Genomic DNA, 19,674 nt, shown 5'->3' with positions numbered 1-19,674 from the left:
CTGCCGGGTCCGTGTGGGGCGCCGGGGGGCGCCGGCGTCCCCCCCCCGCCCCACACTCGCGCGGCCGCGGCCCCCCGCCCACTACTGGATGACGAGCGTCGCTCAGAGCACCGTCAGATTGGCATACGCCATCACCAACCACTTGCTGCCGGCCTCGATGAATTCGACCTGCACGCGGGCGTGCTGGCCGCTGCCTTCGTAGTCGGTGACCATGCCTTCGCCGAACTTGGGATGGTTGACCATCGCGCCCAGCTTGAGCGGCGGCGCTTCCAGCGCCGCGTGGCCCATCACCCGGTTTGCACCCAGCGAGGTGCCGCGCGAGACCTGCACCTTGGGGCGCACTTCGTTGACCAGCTCACGCGGGATCTCGCGCAGGAAGCGCGAGGGCACGTTGTAGTTGTCCTGGCCATGGATGCGCCGTGATTCGGCGTAGCAGAGCACCAGCTTCTGGCGCGCGCGGGTGATGCCCACATACGCCAGGCGACGCTCTTCTTCCAGCCGACCGCTTTCTTCCAGCGAGCGTGCGCTCGGGAACAGCCCATCTTCCATGCCGGCCAGGAACACCAGCGGGAACTCCAGGCCCTTGGCGGCGTGCAGCGTCATCAGCTGCACGCCCTCTTCGCCGGCCTGGGCCTGGCCTTCGCCGGCCTCCAGCGAGGCGTAGGCGAGGAAGGCGACCAGCTCGCTCATGTCCTGGGTTTCTTCGACATCGTCCTCGCGACGCACGAAGCGCGAGGCGACCGACACCAGTTCGTCCAGGTTGTCCGCGCGCGATTCCGAATCCAACGCGTTGCGGCTTTCCTTGGACCAGTGCTCGCGCAGGCCCGAGCGCATCAGCACGTGGTCGATGCGTTCGGCCAGGGTCATCGTGTCGGCTTCGGCCTGGAGCTGATTGACCAGCACCAGGAAGCCGGCCAACGCGTTGCGTGCGCGTGGGGCCAGTTCATTGCCCTGGGTGGTCAGCATGGTGGCCTCCCACAGCGAGATCGCGTGGGCGCGTGCGAGACGGCGCACTTCATCCAGGGTGCGGTCGCCGATGCCGCGCGTCGGCGTGTTGACCGCGCGCTCGAAGGCGGCGTCATCGTTGCGGTTGGTCATCAACCGCAGGTACGCCAGCGCGTCCTTGATTTCGGCGCGCTCGAAGAAGCGCATGCCGCCATACACACGGTACGGCACCTGCTCGGAGAGCAGTGCTTCTTCAAACGCACGCGACTGGGCGTTGCTGCGGTAGAGCACGGCGACGTCGCCGTAGCTGCCGCCATCGCGCACCCACTGGCGCGCGCGCTCGACCACGTAACGCGCCTCGTCCATTTCGTTGTAGGCCGCGTACAGATCGATGGGATCGCCATCGCCGCTGTCGGTCCACAACTCCTTGCCGATACGGTCCGGGTTATGCGCGATCACCGCATTGGCCGCACCGAGGATGTTGGCGGTGGAGCGGTAGTTCTGCTCCAGGCGCACGGTCTGCGCACCCGGGAAATCCTTCAGGAAGCGCTGGACGTTCTCGACCTTGGCGCCGCGCCAGCCGTAGATGGCCTGGTCGTCATCGCCGACCACGAACACGTGGCCGGTGTCGCCGGCCAGCACGCGCACGAAGGCGTACTGGATGGCGTTGGTGTCCTGGAACTCGTCCACCAGGATCTCGCGGAAGCGCGAGCGGTAGTGGGCCAGCAGCGCCGGGTTGTCGCGCAGCAGTTCATGTGCGCGCAGCAGCAGCTCGGCGAAATCGACCAGACCGGCGCGGTCGCAGCGCTCCTGGTAGGCGATGTAGGCCTGGCGCATGGTTTCCAGCCACGCGTCATGCGGCTCCGGCTGGATGTGCTGCGGGCGGCGGCCCTCGTCCTTCTGCTCGTTGATCCACCAGGCGATCTGCTTCGGCGGGAACTTGCCGTCGTCGATCTCCAACTGCTGGACCACGCGCTTGACCAGCCGCAGCTGGTCGTCCGAATCCATCACCTGGAAGCTGTCGGGCAGCTTGGCGTCCTGGAAATGCAGGCGCAGCAGGCGATGGGCCAGCCCGTGGAAGGTGCCGATCCAGGCGCCGCGGCTGCCCTGCGACAGCTGCAGGTCGATGCGGTGACGCATCTCGCCGGCAGCCTTGTTGGTGAAGGTCACCGCAAAAATGCCATGGGTCGGCACGCCGCAGACTTCGTTGAGCCAGGCGATGCGGTGGATAAGCACGCGGGTCTTGCCGGAACCGGCACCGGCAAGCACCAGATGGTGGCCGGGCGGGGCGGACACAGCTTCGCGCTGGGCGGGGTTCAACCCGTCGAGCAAGTGGGAAACATCCATGTCCCCATTTTACCCTTGGGCGGGTCGTTCCGGGTCGTTACGCGGCGCCCTGACCGAACGGGTTCAGCCGCGCGCGGCCTGTTCGGCCTGCACGCGCAGCTCCGGGATCGCCAGGCTCTCCCACAAGGTGCCGATGCGCAGGCTGCCGACCACCCGGATCGCAGGGTGCGGCTGGCCATGGCCATCGATCAGGGCACCGTCGTCCACGGTGGTATCCAGCCCCAGACCGTGCGGCCCCGGGCGGGCATGCCCCTCGGCGAGCAGCTGCTGGACCAGCGGATTGCGCATCGACAGTGCGCGGGTCTCCACCCCGGTGGCGTTGATCACCGCGCCCACGGTCAGCGGCGGCAGGCCGCCGTCCGGGCTGCGGCCGTGCAACTGCAGCCCACGTTCCTGCGCCAGCAGCGTGTCCAGCCGCGCGCGATGGCGCTGCAGCTGGCCGCTGCGCTCAAGTTCGGCGACCTGGGCATGCACCGATTCGGCGATGCGATGGCGATGCACGTCCCAATGGCGCACCACATGGCGCAGGAAGCGGCGTTGATCGGCCTCGCTCAGGCTCAACCACAGCGCCTGGCCCATCGGCCGGATGCGGTCCATCACGCTCTGCCAGGGGATGCCTTGCGCCACGGCGGCATCGGCCTGGGCGCGCAGCTCGCGCACGCGCTGGCGCAGCGACATCACCAGCAACGGCTGAGGATCAAAGGTGACCGCGGCGCCATGCGCCTGCGGCAACGGCAGCAACGCGTGGCGCGACAGCACGTGGATGCGGCCACGATGACCGGCGGCCGCGAGGGCGACCACGCTGTCGGCCATGCTCAGGCCCGAGCCGATGATGGCCAGATCGTCGTCACCGGCCAGGACACGCACCCCGTCGTAGTCCCACGCTTCCACCGCCTGGTCGGGCGGCAGTGCATCGGCACCGGGCACCGGCAGCGGGCGCATGCTGTTGCCGCAGGCCAGCACCACGCGCTGCGCGCGCCACGTCATGTCGTCGTCGAGCCGCAGCTGCATGCCGTATGGGGTGGGCACCAGCGCGAGCACCGGCTGTTCAACCACCTCCAGTGCCGCAGCGCTGCGCTCGCCTGCCTGCTCCAGCCGCTCACGCAGGTACGCGGCGTAATGGCGCCGCGGCACGAACTGCTCGGCCAGCACGTCGCGCGGTACATCGGGAATCGCCTGGCTGTCGATCAGGTAGTCGAGGAAATCCGCAGGCTGATCGGGCAGCCCGCTCATCTTGCCGGCCGGCACGTTGAGCAGATGCTCGGGCCACGGTGTGGCGTAGGCGATGCCTTCGGCAAGGACCGAGGCCGGCTCGAACAGCACGATGCGTGACGGCCGCGTTGCATGGCGCAGGGCCTGCAGCGCGACGAGGACGCCGGCAGCGCCGCCGCCGACGATGGCCAGATCACACTGGCGGTGGGTATCGGACGCAGTCATGCCTCGATTGTAGGCGATGCGCGTGGACCGGCCGTCCACGTGGGTCACAGCGGGCTACATCAACGCATCGGCCAAGCGCGCGATGCCTTCGCGGCTGCGCTTCCACGCCGGTCGTTGCCGCCACGTCGCCAGCTCGAGCTGACGGGACTGTTGGAGATAATCGGCTTCGATCTGCGCCAGCTGCCGCACCATGCCCGGGTCATAACAGAGCATGCCGATCTCGGCATTGAGCGCGAACGAACGGATATCCAGATTGATCGAGCCGACCAGGGCGATGTCTTCATCGACGGTCAGGTGCTTGGCATGCAGGAAATGCGGTTCGTACAACGCGATGCGCACACCGCTGCGCAGCAGCTCATCGTAGTAGGCCTCCTGCGCCCACGAGGTCAACCGCTGGTTGGTGCTGGCCGAGAGGATCAGCTGCACCTGCACGCCGGACAAGGCGGCGATGCGCAGCGCACTCAAGGTCGCCTCATCGGGCACGAAATACGGCGTGACCAGCACGATGCGCCGGCGCGCCAGATGGATCAGCGCGTTCACCGCATCGCGCGCGTTGCTGAAGGGATACGCCGGGCCACTGGGGAGCAGCTGGGTCGGTACATCGGCCGAGCACACCGGCACAGCGGTGAGCACATCCAGGCGCTGCCCGGTTTCCATGTACCAGTCGCTGGCGAACACCGCTTCCAGATGCGCCACCACCGGCCCGCGCACGCGCGCCACCAGCTCCTTGTTCGGGAACCCGGCAACGAACTGCGCGCGCGCCAGGTTCTGTGAGCCGATATAGCCGACGCGGTTGTCGATCACCGCGATCTTGCGATGGTTGCGCAGGTCCATGCGGCCACTGCGGCGCCACCGCAGCCCACCGGGCAACATCGCGCGCACGTCCACGCCGAGCGCCTGCAGGCGATGGCGATAGTGGCGCAGCCCACGTTTGGCACCCACCGCATCGAGCAGCACGCGGCAGTGCACGCCGCGCGCCGCAGCCCGCTGCAGCGCTTCGACGATGGCCTCGCCGACGGCATCGTCGAACATCAGGTAGTACAGCAGGTGCACACGCTCACGGGCCTGGTCGATGTCCTCGATCAGGGCCTGCAGCGAGGCATCGTAGTCATTGAGCAGATCCACCGCGTTGCCGTGGATGGGCATGAAATCGCCCTGGCGCTCGATCAGCGGCACGATCTCGGCGGTGGCCGTCTCCGGCGGCGGCGTCCAGCGCAGCGGCGGCTGCAGGGCCTGCTCCTCGCGGATCACCTGGGAGGCCTCGGCCTGGCGCTGCACGCGCTGGCGCGACAGCCACGGATGGCCGAACAGCAGATACAGCGGCAGCCCGAGCAATGGCACGAAGCCGACCAGCAGCAACCAGCTGCGTGCGGCACCGGGCGTGGTGCGGCTGGGAATCCACAACAGCGCGGCCAGCCGGATCAGCCAATCCAGCATCAACAACCACGAACCCAGCAGCCACTCGAACAGCATCGCGTCGCCCGTCGGGAGGGGAACCGCATTCTGCCATGGGCCGACGCATGCAACTGGTAGTACCGGCCACGGGCACGCTCCGCTGCGCCCCCTGCCCGCGCCTGGGCGCGGCCCATGAAAAAACCCGCCACGAGGGCGGGTTTTTCGTCGGGAAGCTCAAGGATCCTTGCGGATTACTTGATCTTGCCTTCCTTGTACAGGACGTGCTTGCGCACGACCGGATCGTACTTCAGGAATTCCATCTTCCCGGGGGTGTTCTTCTTGTTCTTGTCCGTCGTGTAGAAGTGGCCAGTGTTGGCCGTCGAAATCAGACGGATCTTATCGCGCTTGCCTGCCATGATCGTTTACTCCTCAGACCTTTTCGCCGCGCGAACGCAGCTCAGCCAGAACGGAGTCGATACCGTTCTTGTCGATGGTGCGCAGGGCATGCGCGGAAACACGAAGCTTGACCCAGCGGTTTTCGCTGGCAACCCAGAAGCGGCGCTCGTGCAGGTTGGGCAGGAAACGACGACGGGTCTTGTTGTTGGCGTGCGAGACGTTGTTACCCGTCTGCACTCGCTTGCCGGAAACTTGGCATACGCGGGACATTGCGCACCTCGATAAAAGTAGTTGTCAGCCCATAGCCCGGGCGACGGCGGCCTCGGCGGTTTCCCGCCACACGTCATGAGAATCAAAGGGTTACGCTGTCGAGGGCGGACCGGATGACGTGTTCCCGGCCACCGATCCAAAGGTTTTGGACACAGCGAGCCGCGCATTATGCCCGCTTGAAGGGCCTGCGGCAAGCTGGCATGGCCCAGCGGAGCCATCCCGGTCCCGTGACGGCCCCTCCGCTAGGCTGCCCGGGCATCGAACCCGGACTGAATAGATGACCCCAGCGCCTCCCCTCCCCCTCGCCTGCGGCCTTTCATGAAGCTGCTCGCCCTGACCTACGGCACCGAAGGCGACACCCGCCCGCTGGTGATGCTCTGCCATGGACTGATGGCCGCCGGCCATGAGGTGCTGTTGCTGGCCGAGCGCGGCACGCTCGATACCGCGCGCGAACTGGGTGTCCCACATGCCGCGCTGGAGGGCGACATCCATGACGAGGTGGTGGCACTGGTCTCGCGCGGGAATGCGCGGCTTGCCGCCTCGCGGGGGCTGGCGCGGATGGCGCAACGGCACGTGCCCGGCTGGATGCGCCAGGCCGATGCGGCGGCGGCCGGGTGCGATGCGGTGCTGACCGGCGGGCTGGCCGCTTTCGTGGGACTGACCGTGGCCGAGCACCACGGGCTGCCGGTGATCGGCACCGGGATGATCCCGCTGACCCCAACGGCCAGCTTCGCCTCCCCATTCCTGCCCCGGCTGCGCCTGCCGGGGCTGCTCAATCGCCTCAGCTACGCCCTGGTCAACCAGGCGGTGTGGCGCACCTTCCGCCGCCCGATCAACCTGGCCCGCAAGGCACTGGGAATGCCGAGGCGCGCCTCCCCCTGGCGCGACCTGCCAATGCTGTATGGCATCTCGCCCAGCCTGCTGCCATCGCCGCCGGACTGGCCGGACAACCACAAGATCTGCGGCCAGTGGCGCGCGCCCGAGCGGGGCTGGCAGCCGCCGCCGGATCTGCAGGCCTTCCTGGACGCCGGCCCCGCCCCGGTCTACCTCGGCTTCGGCAGCATGACCGGCTTTGATCGCGACCAGGTGCTACCCGCGCTGCTGGCGGCCTTGGCGCCGCGGCGGGTGCTGCTGTTCCCCGGCTGGGCCGGGCTGCCCAGTGCTCCCCTGCCGCCCAATGTGTTCGTGATCGGGCCGACCCCGCACGAGGCGTTGTTCCCGCGCTGCGCGCTGATCATCCATCACGGTGGCAGCGGCACCACGCATTCGGCCTGCCGGGCCGGTGTGCCCTCGCTGGTGATGCCGTTCGCCGCCGACCAGTTTTTCTGGGCGGATCGGCTGCACCAGCTGGGCGTGGCACCGGCAGCACTGTCCCCGAAGCGGTTGGATGCCGCCCGGCTGGCCAGTGCCATTGCCGTTGCCGAGCGGGCCGACACGCGCTCGCGTGCCGTCGCGCTTGGCCGGGCAATGACGGTCGAAGATGGCGTGGCCGTTGGCGTCGCGGCGATCGAGGCGTATCTGTCACCTCGATGACCGCGGCCGTGGCGGGCACGGCGGTTGCCGTGCCGCCTGCGGGTTCACCCGACCAACGGTCGGGTGCTACCCAGCGACCCGGTGCTACCCCGTGACCGGTACGGCGGCGTCCTTGCGATGCAGCCACCGATACAGCACCGGCAGCACCAGCAGGGTCAGCAGCGTGGACGAGACGATGCCGCCGATCACCACGGTCGCCAGCGGCCGCTGCACCTCCGAGCCGGCGCCGACGTTGAAGGCCATCGGCACGAAGCCGAGCGAGGCCACCAGCGCGGTCATCAGCACCGGGCGCAGACGGCCCAGCGCACCGTCGCGGACCGCCTGCGGCAGCACCATGCCTTGCTCGCGCAGGCTGCGCACGAAGCTGATCATCACCAGGCCGTTGAGTACCGCCACACCGGACAGCGCGATGAAGCCCACGCCGGCCGAGATCGACAACGGAATGCCGCGCAGGGCCAACGCAAGCACGCCGCCGGTGAGCGCCAGCGGCACGCCACTGAACACGATGGCCGCATCCTTGACCGAGCCGAATGCCCAGAACAACAACGCGAAGATGATCGCCAGCGTCACCGGCACCACGATCGACAGGCGCTGGCTGGCCGAGATCAGCTGCTCGAAGCTGCCGCCGTACTCGATCCAGTAGCCGTTGGGCGCCTGCACATCGCGCCCGATCGCCTGCTGCAGATCGCCGACGAACCCGCCGAGGTCGCGGTCACGCACGTTGGCGGTGACCACGATCCGGCGCTTGCCGTTTTCGCGGTTGATCTGGTTCGGTCCTTCGCTGTTGCTCAAGGTTGCCAGCTCACGCAGCGGCACGGTGCGTGCACTGCCGCTGGTCCAGCTGCCGGTGCGGCTGGACTCATCCGCGTCACCGGCCAGCGCCGTCTCCAGCGACACCGGCAGGTCCGCCAGCGCGGCCGGGTCCTGGCGCAGTGCTTCGGGCAGGCGCACCACGATGTCGAAGCGGCGGTCACCCTCGAACAACTGCCCTGCCACCTGCCCGCCCACCGCAGTGGCTACGGTGGACTGCACCTGGCCGGGATTCAAGCCATACCCGGCCAACGCGGTGCGGTTGGGAGTAACGGTCAGCAACGGCAGGCCGCTGGTCTCCTCCACCCGCACATCCGCCGCGCCCGGCACCGTGCCGGCCACCGCCGCGATGCGCTTGCCGACCGACAGCAGCGTGTCCAGGTCATCACCAAACAGCATCACCGCCACGTCGGCACGGACGCCGGAGATCAGCTCGTTGGTGCGCATCTGGATCGGCTGGGTGAACTCGTAGTTGTTGCCGGGCAGCTGCTCGACCGCTTCCTCCAGCTCGGCCAGCAGTGCCGCGCGCGACTTGCGTGGATCCGGCCATGCCTTGCGCGGTTTCATCATGATGAAGGTATCGGCGACCGACGGCGGCATCGGATCGGACGCGACTTCCGGCGTGCCGATCTTGGAGAACACCTTGTCCACCTCGGCGAACTGCACCAGCCGGTTCTCGATCTGCTTCTGCATCTCGATGGACTGGGTCAGGCTGGTTCCGGGGATGCGCATGGCGTGCATGGCGACATCGCCTTCGTCCAGGTTCGGCACGAACTCGCTGCCCAGCCGGGTAGCAAGCAGGCCGCAGCCGATCACCAGCACCAGCGCACCACCGACCATCCAGCGGCCGCGACGCAGCGCCAAGGCCAGCATCGGCTCGTAGCGCCGGCGCACCCAGGCCATCAGGCGGTTTTCCTTCTCCTGCACACGGCCACCGAGGAACAGCGCGATCGCGGCGGGCACGAAGGTCAGTGCCAGCACCATCGCACCGGTCAGGGCCAGCACCACGGTGATCGCCATCGGGTGGAACATTTTTCCTTCCACGCCAGTGAGCGCGAAGATCGGCAGGTACACCGCGGTGATGATGCCCAGCCCGAACAGGCTCGGGCGGATCACCTCGGCGGTGGCGCTGGCGGTTTCGGCGAAGCGTTCTTCGCGGGTCATGTCGCGGCCGAGCGCATGCTGGCGTTCGCCGAAGCGGCGCAGGCAGTTCTCGATGATGATCACCGCCCCGTCGACGATCAGGCCGAAGTCCAGCGCGCCCAGGCTCATCAGGTTCGCCGAGACGCCGCCGCGGGCCATGCCGGTAAGCGTGAACAGCATCGCCAGCGGAATCACCGCCGCGGTGATCAACGCCGCGCGGAAGTTGCCGAGCAGCAGGAAGAGCACCACGATCACCAGCAGGGCGCCTTCGATCAGGTTCTTGGCGACCGTTGCGATGGTGCGGTCGACCAGCGCGGTGCGGTCATAGCTGGCGGTGACGCTGACGCCCTCCGGGAGACTGGCCTGCGCCTGCTGCAGACGCGCCGCCGCAGCCTGGGCCACGTCTCGGCTGTTGGCCCCGATCAGCATCACCACCGTGCCCATCACCACTTCATGGCCGTTCTGGGTGGCCGCGCCACTGCGCAGCTCCGGTCCGTCCTGCACCTGGGCGACGTCGTGCACGTGGATCGGAACACCTTCGCGGCGGGCCAGCACGATGTTGCCGATCTCCTCCAGGTTGGCGACCTGACCGGGAATGCGCACCAGAAACTGCTGGCCGTTGCGTTCGATGTAACCCGCGCCGATGTTCTGGTTGTTGGCCTCCACCGCCTGCGCCACGTCCTCCAGGGTAAAGCCCAGCGCGCGCAGGCGTGCCGGGTCCGGTGTGATGTGCACCTGGCGCTGGAAGCCACCGATGGTGTTGACCTCGGTCACCCCGGGTACGTTGCGCAGCTGCGGCCGGATCACCCAGTCCTGCAGGGTGCGCAGGTCGGTGGCGGTGTATGCCGTGCCATCGGCCTTGCGCGCCTTGGGATCGGCATCGATGGTGTACATGAAGATCTCGCCGAGGCCGGTGGAGATCGGTCCCAGCTGCGGATCCAGGCCGTCGGGAATCTGCGATTTGACCTGCTGCAGGCGTTCGGCGACCTGCTGCCGCGCGAAGTAGATGTCGGTGCCGTCCTTGAACACCACGGTCACCTGCGAGAGACCGTAGCGCGAGAGCGAACGTGCCTGCTCCATCGCCGGAAGGCCGGCCATCACCGTTTCCACCGGGTAGGTGATGCGCTGTTCGGTCTCCAGCGGCGAGTAGCCCGGCGCGGCGGTGTTGATCTGTACCTGGACGTTGGTGATGTCCGGGGTGGCGTCGATGGGCAGCTTGGTGAAGCTCCAGCCGCCGATGACGATCAACACCAATGTCAGGGCCATCATCAACCAGCGATGGGCGATGGCGGCGCGGATGATGCGCTCAAGCATGTTGGCGCCCTCCGTGTGCGGGGCGCGACAACGCATCAATGTTCATGCGATGCCCCTGCCTTGCCGATGTCGGCCTTGACCACGTAGCTCTGCTCGACCACGACGTCTTCGCCGACGGTCAGGCCGCTGAGTACTTCTACCTTGCCCGCATCGCGCGCACCCAGGGTCACCGCACGCGCGGTGTAGGTGTCGCCTTCGCGCACGAACACCACGTCCTTGCCATCCATCGTCTGCAACGCGCTCAGTGGCACCACCTGTGCGGCCGGCGTGGTGGCCACCACGATGCGCGCCTTGACTGCGGCACCGGGCCGCCATTGGCCGTCGTCGTTGCGCAGCGTGGCGCGGGCGACCGTGCTCTGGCTAGCGGTGGCGGTGCCGGGCAACACGCGCTCCAGCGTGGTGCTCTGGCTGACGCCGTCGGTCATGCGCGACACGGTGACCGGCACGCCGGCGGTGATGTGCTGGGTATCGTTGCCGAAGATATGCAGATCCACCCACAGCGTGGACAGATCACCGATCTCGAACAACGGCGTGCCCTCGCCGGCCACGCCACCCACCTGCGCCTGGCGCGCAAGCACCACGCCGCTGATCGGTGCGCTGACCGTGTACGTGGTGAGACTGAGATTGCTCTCGATGCTGGCCAGCACCTGGCCGGCACGCACGCGGTCGCCCACATTGGCGCGCAGCGAGCGGATCGGGCCGGGGAAGCGCGCCATCACCTGGGCAACGCGGCCATCGACCGGAGTCAACAGACCCTGCACGTCGTGTTCGTCGGCGATGGTGCCGGCCACGACCGGCGCGACGCGGATGCCGGCCTGTTCGGCCATGGCTGCGGCGATGGTGGTGCTTTCCGGGGCGTCGTGGTCGTCATGATCATCGTCATGCCCGGCCTCGCCATGCCCGGCATCCGTGCCGGCGGGCTTGGCCGGCGCCGCGGCGGGTTCACTGCTGCCACAGCCGGTGAGCGTCATCAGCGCGATCAACAGGCTGCCGGCCAGTGCAGTACGGGTCTGGAAAAGGGTCATCGGCGGTCCTCCGTGGACACGGTGTCGGTCGCGGCGACCATGCTCTGGCCGGTCAAGCGCTGGATTTCGATCAAAGCGGTCTGTGCGGCGATGGCCGCTTCAAGCTGGCGCTGGCGTGCTTCGATGCGCATTGCCTGCAGCTGGGCCCATTCCATGTAACTGATCGCGCCGGCACGCCATGCCTTCTCGGCAGCGTTCTCGGCACGCTGCAGCTGCGGCAGTACGTCGCGCGCCATGCGGGTGACTTCCAGCCGCGAGGTCAGGTAGCGGCCATGTGCTTCGGCGAGCGTGGCGTACAACTGCAGCGCGCGCGCCTCGCGTTCCACACTGTTGAGCGCCAGTTCGGCCTCGGCGGCCCGGATCTCCGGTTCGGCACGGCGCACGCTGCCCAACGGCAGGCTGAAACCGGCGACCAGGGAGGTGTCGCGGGTATCGCGCGCATTGCGCACGCCCACCTGCCAGCTGACATCGGGCCGTGCCTGGGTGCGGGCCAGCTGCACCTGGGCTTCGCGGATGCGGCGCTCGCCGGCCAGCACCGCCAGTTCCGGGGTGCGCTGCAGTTCCTCGGCGAGCACGGTGAAGTCCTGCAGCGCGGGCAGCTGCATCGGGTCGCCGGTGACCACGTCGAAACCGGGCTCGCGCTGGCGCCACAGCGCCGACAGCGCCGCACGTGCGGACTGATCCATCTGCCGGGCGCGATCACGGTCCAGCTCGGCCTGGGCCAGCATCGCCTGCGCGGTCATCAGCACCGATTCCGGTGAGGCACCGGCCTGCAGACGCAGCCGCGCGGCGGCGACGGCGCGCCGGCGCTGCTCGATATCGGTCTCGGCGATGCGCAGCTGCTGGCGCGCGTCGGTCACTGCCAGATAGCGGCGGGCGACCTCGGCCATCAGATCCAGCCGCGCGGTTTCGCGCTGCGGGGCCAGACTGTCCAGGTTGGCCTGGGCGACGGCGCGGCGGGCATCCAGCTTGCCGCCGCGTTCCAGCACGCCGGCCAGGGTGACGGTGACCTCGGCGGCATCGACGCCACGGGCGTCACCACTGCCGAGTGCGTTCTCCAGCTCCACGCCCACGGTCAAAGGGGGCGACAGGCCGGCCGCGTCACGGCGGGCTTCCCACACCGGGCGCTGGGCCTGCGCCAGGCGCAGGTCGGGGTGGTACTGGGCGACGCGCGCGATGGCGTCGTCGAGGGTCAACGGTGCAGCAGGTGTCGTGCCCTGTGCGTACACGCACGGCACGAACGCAATGGCCGCCAAGGCGGCCAGACGCATCCACATGGGAGTCTCCAGAAAGCAATCAGATGGCAAACGGTGGCACGCGGCCGCAGGGCATCAGATCGCTATCGGAGGACGCAGCAGGTTTTCGGGCGGCTGCGTGCGCAGCTGCGCGATCAACCCGGCAGGCACGCCGTGGCTGGGGGCAGCCGGCAGGCTCCAGGCCATCGCAGCCATCGGCAGCACGCCGCCGTGGCCATGACAGTGGCCGCAATGCACCAGGGCATGCAGCCAGTCTTCCTTGCCGTCGTCGTCGCCCGGCACATCGGCGGCGTCATCCAGGCTGCCATGCACGTCGCTGCTGTCCGCGTGCACGGTCAGGTGGATGTCGGCCAGGGCCGAGGCCAGCGAACTGCCGAACACGCCCACACCGACCACCACCAGCATCAGCAGGCGGAGCAGCAGGGATGGACGCGGGCGGGCACGACGGAACATGGCCCGCAGGGTAGCCGGGCGTGAAGCCGTTACACAATCGCAGCCCGGCAGGTCGGTTCACGTTGGCAGGGGCCGGCGCGATGGCCGGCCCCCGCGTAGCTCAGCTGGCCGCAGCCTTGCGCTGGGCGATGAAGGCCTGGATCTGTTCCTCCAGCACCGGCAGGGGCACCGAGCCCTGGCTGAGCACGGCGTCGTGGAAGGCCTTGACGTCGAAACGGTCGCCCAGCTCCTGCTCGGCCTGCGCACGCAGGCGCACGATCGCGATCTCGCCGAGCTTGTAGCTCAGCGCCTGGCCCGGCCAGGAGATGTAGCGGTCCACTTCGGTGGTCACTTCATGCTCGCTCAGCGCGGTGTGGTCGCGCAGGTAGGACAGCGCCTGCTCGCGGGTCCAGCCCTTGTGGTGCACGCCGGTATCGATCACCAGACGCGCGGCACGCCACATTTCGTAGGTCAGGCGGCCGAAATCCTCGTACGGGGTTTCGTAGATGCCCATCTCCACGCCGAGCTTCTCGCAGTACAGGCCCCACCCTTCGCCGTAGGCGGAGATGTAGTTGTTGCGGCGGAACGCGGGCTGCTCGCCCTGCTCTGCCGCCAGCGCGCCCTGCAGGGCATGGCCCGGATCGGACTCGTGCAGGGTCAGCGCCGGCAGGTTGTAGAGCGGTCGCGCCGGCAGGTTGTAGGTGTTGAGCCAGTAGGTGCCCATGCCACCGCGGCCAGCGGTCCAGAACGGGGCGATGTCCGGCGGCACCGGCACGATGGTGAAGCGCGCGCGCGGCAGCGTCATGTACTTGCCGATCACGCCATCCACGCGCTTGGAGATCCAGGCCGCGCGGTGCAGCAGCTCGTCCGGGGTCTTGGCGTAGAACTGCGGATCGGTGCGCAGGAAGGTCAGGAATTCGGCGAAGCTGCCCTTGAACTCCACCTGCTTGATGATGCCGTTCATCTCGGCCTGGATGCGCGCGACTTCCTTCAGGCCGATCTCGTGGATCTGCTGCGGGGTCAGGTCCAGCGTGGTGTACTCGTGGATCTGCTGCTTGTAATACGCCTTGCCGCCCGGCATCGCCTCGGCGGCCAGGGTGGTGCGCGCCTGCGGGACGTACTCGCTGACGAAGAACGTGCGCAGCTTGGCGAAGGCAGGCACCACGCTGCCGCCGATGGCCTGGCGGGCCTGTTCCTGCAGCTGTGCCTGCTCGGCGACGGGGATGCTGGCCGGCAGCTTCTTGAACGGCGCGTACAGCGGCGACTGGGTCGGGTCCTTCAGTTCGGACACGGTGGCGATCGAGACCTCACGGCCATCGAGCACCGCACGCGGCACGCTGAAACCGCGCTTGAGGCCGGCACGCATGTTCTCGGTCTGCTGGTCGAAGTAGCGCGGCACATCGTTCAGGCGCGCGATGTAGTTGCGGTAGTCCTGCGCGGTCTTCATCTCGCGCCGGGCCATGAAGGACAGGTTCGACCAGAACGAGGAGTCCGCGTTGAACGGCATTTCGTAGGCGCGCAGGCGCACCTCGGCGGCCAGGTTGAACACCTGGTCGCGGTAGATCGCGTAGTTGATGCGGTTCTCGGCCGAGAGTGCCTTGGTGTCGACCTTGTCCAGCTGGGCCAGGACGTCGTCCCAGACCTTCAGCCGGCCCTGCTGCGCAGCCGCGCCGACATCGGGCATGCGGGTGGCGTTGGCCGGGCCATCCCCGTCTTCGCTGGCTTCACCACCCCCGGCTTCGCGCCAGGCCCATTCCTTCTCGTAGATCGCGCGGAACTGCGCATCGGCGGGGCTTTCGGCAGCCAGGCTGGCCGGGGCAGCGGCCGGAGCAGCCGGGGGCGCAGCCAGGGCGGCGCCGGCAGGAAGGGCCAGGGCGAGCAGCAACGCAGCAACGAGCGGTGATTTCACGGTCAGGGGTTCCCGGGGGACGGCAAACCCCGATCATGGCACCAAGCTGGCGGGCGGTGCATGGATCAAAAGTCCTGCGCGACCCTAGTGCGTCGCCTTGTCCCGCTTCCACCCGCGGTGCGCGATATCCAGCTTCAGGCTGTACAACGCGGTGAAAGCCGGAAACAGGTTCTGCAGCACGCCCACCGAGTCCTGCTTGGCCGAGAACAGGAAGTAGCTCAGCGTCATCAGGCTGCCGACCACGCTCATGTACCAGAACAGGCGCGGGATCACCGGCTTGCCGGCGCGGCGCGAGGCGATGAACTGGACCAGCCAGCGGCCACCGAACATCAGCGCGCCGGTGTAGCCGATCAGCTTCCAGCCGGTCACATGCAGGCCGGTCCAGTACAACCAAGTGAGCGGCTGGTCGAGCCAGTGCAGTTCCATCAGCGTTCTTCCACGGCGGTGCGCTTGCTGCGCGTGATCAACCAGGCCACCCCACGCAGATCGCGGATGCCGACCAGGGCGCGGCCGAGGTTGTTGTACTTGGACACGCCGGCGGTGCGGTGACGGTGATTGACCGGCACGCTGGTCGTCTGCCAGCCGGCCCGCTGCATCAGCGCCGGCAGGTAGCGGTGCATGTGGTCGAAGTACGGCAGATCCAGGAACGCGGCGCGCTCGAACAGCTTGATGCCGCAACCGGTATCGGGCGTGTCATCGCGCAGCATGCGGGCGCGGATCGCATTGGCCCACTTGCTGGCCCAGCGCTTGCTGCCCGAATCCTGGCGATTCACCCGCCAACCCGCGAACAGCTTGACCTCGGTGGCAGCCGCAGCACGGGCGGCAAGCAGCTTGGGGATGTCGGCCGGGTCGTTCTGGCCGTCACCGTCCAGGGTGGCGATCCACGGCGCACGCGCGTGCTTGACGCCGTTGCGCACCGCGGTGCTCTGCCCGCTCTGGGTCACGTGGTGCAGCACCCGCAGCTCGGGCGTGACGGCCTTCAGGGCCTGCAGCACCGCCAGGGTGTCGTCGCGCGAGTGGTCGTCGATGTAGACGATTTCGAAATCGATCTGCCCACGCAGTGCGGTGGTGATCTCGTTGATCAGGGGCGTGACGTTGTCGCGTTCATTGAAGACCGGGACGACGACCGACAACTGGGGTTGGCTCATGGTCGGGCTCTGCGAATGGCCAGGATCGAAAAAGAGCGCGCATTCTCCGCGCCCGAGGTTATCCGAAGATGAATCGGCGTGTGTGTGTCAGGCGTGAGCGCCGAAGTACTCGCGGCACCAGGCCACCACCGGCGGCAGACCGCGCTCGATCGGCATCGCCGGCGCATAGCCGAAAGCGTCATGCGCGCGGGTGGTATCGGCCATGGTGCGGACCATGTCGCCGGGCTGCATCGGCTTGTAGACCTTCTGCGCCGGGCGTCCGGCCGCCGCCTCGATGACGCCGATGAAATGTTCCAGCTCGATCGGCGTGTGGTTGCCGAGGTTGAACACACGGTGCGGCACCGTCTCGCTGGACGGATGCGCCAGCGCGCCGAGGATGCCATCCACGATGTCGGAGACATGTGTGAAGTCGCGTTGCATTTTTCCGTCGTTGAACACGTCGATGGGGCGGCCGGCCAGCACCGCGCGCGAGAACAGCAGCGGTGCCATGTCCGGGCGGCCCCAGGGGCCGTACACGGTGAAGAAGCGCAGCCCAGTGGCGTGCAGGCCGAACAGCTGTGCGTAGGTGTAAGCCATCAGCTCGTTGGCGGCCTTGGTCGCGGCATACAGCGAGCGCGGCTTGTCGATGCGCTGGTCTTCGGAGAACGGCGGGGTCGCCGAATCGCCGTATACCGAACTGCTGGAGGCGTACACCAGGTGCGCCACACCACGATGACGGCACAGCTCCAGCATGTTGACGAAGCCGGTCAGGTTGCTGTCCACGTAGGCATGCGGGTTCTCCAGCGAGTAACGCACGCCGGCCTGCGCGGCCAGGTGGATCACCCGGGTCGGCTGGACCTCATCGAACAGCGCGGCCAGGCCCTCGCGGTCGGTCAGGTCGAGCTCGCGGATGTCGGCGTCCGGGCACAGCGCGGCCACGCGATCACGCTTGATCTGCGGATCGTAGTAGTCGTTGTAGTTGTCCAGGCCGACGACGCGCTCACCGCGCTCAAGCAGGGCCTTGCAGGTGTTGGCGCCGATGAATCCGGCCGCGCCGGTCACGAGAATCGTCATGGGTCTGTCCGTCATGCAGCCACGTATCAATACAGTGCTTGCCCGGGACGCCCGCGTGGCGATCCGCGCGTCCCGGTGGCCCGCCTCACCAGAGGCTGAGCGGCGCTTCCTTGGCCAACGTGGCCTTGCGTTCCTTGCTGAAATCCCACCACGGCCGTGGTGCCTCGCCCTGCATGAAACGCAGCACCGACAGGAATACATCGATCACGCAGGGATCGTGCATCACCCCGGTCCGCAGACACAGCTGCGCGTACATGTCATAGGCATCGCGACCGCGCAGATGCGCTGGCACGCGGATGCCGATCAGACGGAGATCTTTCTCACAGGCCGGCCCGACATTCGGCAGGTCGGTCAGACGCAACAGATGGTTGCGGTCGACCTTGGTGGGGTTCATTGGTTGGGGAAGATCCTCTGACGCCTGCGGGGGACTCAGCCCTTCTGTGCGCGAAGTCGGTCGAGCACGCCATCCAGCGTGTCCAGGTCGGTGTAATGAATGATCAGCTTGCCCTTGCCGCCACGGCCGTGGGCGATCGCCACGCGGGCACCCAGCGACTCGGACAGTTCGGTTTCCAGCGAGGCGATATCGGCCTGCGGCGCGGCGGCCGCGGGCTTCTTGCGCAGCGCGCCGGGCACCTTGCCGGCCGCGAACTGCTGCGCGCGGTGTTCCACCTCGCGCACCGACCAGCCCTGGTCGGCCGCTTCCTGGGCCAGCTTGCTGGCCAGTTCCGGCGCCAGCGTCAGCAGCGCGCGGGCATGGCCCATTTCCAGCCGCCGGGTTTCCAGCAGCAGGCGGATGGCGATCGGCAGCTCCAGCAGGCGCAGCAGGTTGGACACCGCCGCACGCGAGCGGCCGACGGCCTGGGCGGCCTCGGCGTGGGTCAGGGCGAACTCGCTGATCAGCCGCTGCAGGGCTTCGGCTTCTTCGAGCGGGTTGAGGTCTTCGCGCTGGATGTTCTCGATCAGCGCCATCGCGATGACGGTGCGGTCTTCCAGTTCGCGCACCACCACCGGCACTTCATCCAGGCCGGCCAGCTGCGAGGCGCGCCAGCGGCGTTCACCGGCCACGATCTCGAAGCTGTCCGGGCCCAGCTGGCGGACCAGGATCGGCTGGATCACGCCCTGCGATTTGATCGACTCGGCCAGCTCGGCGAGCTTGGTCTCGTCCATGTCGCGGCGCGGCTGGTACTTGCCCGGCTGCAGGTGACCGACCGGCAGCTTGCGCAGGCGTTCACCCGGCTGCGGTTCGACCACGGCGGCTGCCTGCACCTGTGTCACCGCCCCCTTGGGCCCCAACAGCGCGTCGAGGCCACGGCCGAGGCCGCGTTTCTTGCCGAGGGCAGGCTTGGTGCTCATCAGGCGGTCTCCATGGCCTTGTCGGCCTTCTTGCGTTGGTTGTTGCGACGGATGATCTCGCCGGCCAGGCCGAGATAGGCAACGCCACCGCGCGAGGCACGGTCGTACCCCACGATGCTCTGGCCATGGCTGGGCGCCTCGGCCAGGCGAACGTTGCGCGGCACGATGGTGCGGAACACCTGCTCGCCGAAGTGCTCGGTCAGCTCGGCCGACACGGCATTGGCCAGGTTGTTGCGCACGTCGAACATGGTCCGCAGCACACCCTCGATCTCCAGCGCGGGATTGAGGTTGGCACGCAGCGCTTCGATGGTTTCCACCAGCGCGCTCAGCCCTTCCAGCGCGTAGTACTCGCACTGCATCGGCACGATCACCGAATCGGCGGCGGCCAGCGCGTTGAGCGTCAGCAGCGACAGCGCCGGCGGGCAGTCGATCAGGATGTAGTCGTATTCGTCGCGGATCGGCGCCAGTGCGCGCTTGAGGCGCTGCTCGCGCTCGCTCTGGTCCATCAGCTGGATCTCGGCGGCGGTCAGGTCGATGTTGCCCGGGAGCAGATCGAAACCTTCCGGCGTCTTGACCCGGACCTCGGCCGCGGTGCTTTCGCCCAGCAGCAGATCACAGGTGGACGCGGCGACTTCGCGCTTGTCCACGCCGCTGCCCATGGTCGCATTGCCTTGGGAATCGAGGTCGACAAGAAGCACGCGCTTGGGTGCAGCAGCCAGGGAGGCGGCCAGATTGACGGCGGTCGTGGTCTTGCCGACGCCACCTTTCTGGTTGGCGATGGCGATGATGCGGGCCATGCGGGTGAGCCTCATCGGCAGGGAGTGGGACTGGTCATTATGCGTATATGGGGCGTGTCATGCACTGTCAGATGCGCGGCAAGCACGCGCCGCAATGCCGCAGCGACGCCC

17 protein-coding genes are annotated in these 19,674 nt (G+C 68.0%); 1 reads left to right on the top strand and 16 read right to left on the bottom strand.

What is annotated here, in order from left to right; genetic code table 11:
- Positions 1–102: 102 nt before the first annotated feature.
- The 5 genes from uvrD to rpmB all read right to left on the bottom strand — a co-directional run bounded on the left by uvrD (position 103) and on the right by rpmB (position 5,790).
- Positions 103–2,292 (bottom strand): DNA helicase II, encoded by a 2,190-nt coding sequence (gene uvrD, locus ABE464_RS18005; protein WP_346473042.1) that lies wholly within the window; start codon positions 2,290–2,292, stop codon positions 103–105.
- A gap of 63 nt (positions 2,293–2,355) precedes the next feature.
- Positions 2,356–3,747 carry an FAD/NAD(P)-binding protein gene (locus ABE464_RS18000; protein WP_346473043.1) on the bottom strand — a complete coding sequence of 464 codons (1,392 nt, stop codon included), beginning with the start codon at positions 3,745–3,747 and terminating at the stop codon, positions 2,356–2,358.
- Between the two features lie 36 nt (positions 3,748–3,783).
- Positions 3,784–5,202 carry a cardiolipin synthase gene (gene cls / locus ABE464_RS17995; protein WP_346473041.1) on the bottom strand — a complete coding sequence of 473 codons (1,419 nt, stop codon included), beginning with the start codon at positions 5,200–5,202 and terminating at the stop codon, positions 3,784–3,786.
- Between the two features lie 173 nt (positions 5,203–5,375).
- Entirely contained in the window at positions 5,376–5,543 is a 168-nt protein-coding gene (gene rpmG, locus ABE464_RS17990) for a 50S ribosomal protein L33 (RefSeq protein WP_172407465.1), read from the bottom strand.
- Positions 5,544–5,553: 10 nt separating this feature from the next.
- Positions 5,554–5,790: a 50S ribosomal protein L28 gene (gene rpmB / locus ABE464_RS17985; RefSeq protein WP_019185625.1), complete on the bottom strand. Its 237-nt coding sequence runs from the start codon at positions 5,788–5,790 to the stop codon at positions 5,554–5,556.
- A gap of 318 nt (positions 5,791–6,108) precedes the next feature.
- Here rpmB and ABE464_RS17980 point away from each other — a divergent pair, with 318 nt between their 5' ends.
- On the top strand, positions 6,109–7,323 hold the full coding sequence (locus ABE464_RS17980) for a glycosyltransferase (RefSeq protein ID WP_346473040.1): 1,215 nt from the start codon (positions 6,109–6,111) through the stop codon (positions 7,321–7,323).
- Between the two features lie 84 nt (positions 7,324–7,407).
- Here ABE464_RS17980 and ABE464_RS17975 read toward each other — a convergent pair whose 3' ends face one another.
- The 11 genes from ABE464_RS17975 to ABE464_RS17925 all read right to left on the bottom strand — a co-directional run bounded on the left by ABE464_RS17975 (position 7,408) and on the right by ABE464_RS17925 (position 19,563).
- Positions 7,408–10,590: a CusA/CzcA family heavy metal efflux RND transporter gene (locus tag ABE464_RS17975; protein ID WP_346473039.1), complete on the bottom strand. Its 3,183-nt coding sequence runs from the start codon at positions 10,588–10,590 to the stop codon at positions 7,408–7,410.
- Between the two features lie 35 nt (positions 10,591–10,625).
- Positions 10,626–11,615, bottom strand: a complete 990-nt coding sequence (locus tag ABE464_RS17970; protein WP_346473038.1) for an efflux RND transporter periplasmic adaptor subunit — start codon at positions 11,613–11,615, stop codon at positions 10,626–10,628.
- Positions 11,612–12,892, bottom strand: coding sequence for a TolC family protein (locus tag ABE464_RS17965; RefSeq protein ID WP_346473037.1), 1,281 nt, complete (start codon positions 12,890–12,892; stop codon positions 11,612–11,614). Before ABE464_RS17965 ends, ABE464_RS17970 begins: the two co-directional genes overlap by 4 nt.
- Positions 12,893–12,946: 54 nt before the next feature.
- Positions 12,947–13,324, bottom strand: coding sequence for a DUF2946 family protein (locus tag ABE464_RS17960; protein WP_346473036.1), 378 nt, complete (start codon positions 13,322–13,324; stop codon positions 12,947–12,949).
- Between the two features lie 100 nt (positions 13,325–13,424).
- Positions 13,425–15,212 (bottom strand): DUF885 family protein, encoded by a 1,788-nt coding sequence (locus ABE464_RS17955; protein WP_346473035.1) that lies wholly within the window; start codon positions 15,210–15,212, stop codon positions 13,425–13,427.
- Between the two features lie 84 nt (positions 15,213–15,296).
- On the bottom strand, positions 15,297–15,638 hold the full coding sequence (locus ABE464_RS17950; RefSeq protein WP_346473034.1) for a lipid-A-disaccharide synthase N-terminal domain-containing protein: 342 nt from the start codon (positions 15,636–15,638) through the stop codon (positions 15,297–15,299).
- Positions 15,638–16,360, bottom strand: coding sequence for a glycosyltransferase family 2 protein (locus tag ABE464_RS17945; protein WP_346468683.1), 723 nt, complete (start codon positions 16,358–16,360; stop codon positions 15,638–15,640). Before ABE464_RS17945 ends, ABE464_RS17950 begins: the two co-directional genes overlap by 1 nt.
- 87 nt (positions 16,361–16,447) lie before the next feature.
- Positions 16,448–17,413: an SDR family NAD(P)-dependent oxidoreductase gene (locus ABE464_RS17940; protein ID WP_346473033.1), complete on the bottom strand. Its 966-nt coding sequence runs from the start codon at positions 17,411–17,413 to the stop codon at positions 16,448–16,450.
- Positions 17,414–17,498: 85 nt separating this feature from the next.
- Positions 17,499–17,807, bottom strand: coding sequence for a helix-hairpin-helix domain-containing protein (locus ABE464_RS17935; protein ID WP_019185615.1), 309 nt, complete (start codon positions 17,805–17,807; stop codon positions 17,499–17,501).
- Between the two features lie 35 nt (positions 17,808–17,842).
- The gene (locus tag ABE464_RS17930; protein ID WP_123729796.1) at positions 17,843–18,766 is read right to left on the bottom strand and encodes a ParB/RepB/Spo0J family partition protein; all 924 of its coding nucleotides are present in this window, start codon (positions 18,764–18,766) and stop codon (positions 17,843–17,845) included.
- On the bottom strand, positions 18,766–19,563 hold the full coding sequence (locus ABE464_RS17925; RefSeq protein WP_019185613.1) for a ParA family protein: 798 nt from the start codon (positions 19,561–19,563) through the stop codon (positions 18,766–18,768). Before ABE464_RS17925 ends, ABE464_RS17930 begins: the two co-directional genes overlap by 1 nt.
- Positions 19,564–19,674: the final 111 nt, after the last annotated feature.

It is taken from the genome of Stenotrophomonas sp. TWI587, from assembly GCF_039674145.1.
In the GTDB taxonomy this organism is placed as follows: domain Bacteria; phylum Pseudomonadota; class Gammaproteobacteria; order Xanthomonadales; family Xanthomonadaceae; genus Stenotrophomonas; species Stenotrophomonas maltophilia_AY.
The sequence above is the reverse complement of the archived record's forward strand: the minus strand, read 5'-3'. Positions and strand labels throughout refer to the sequence as shown.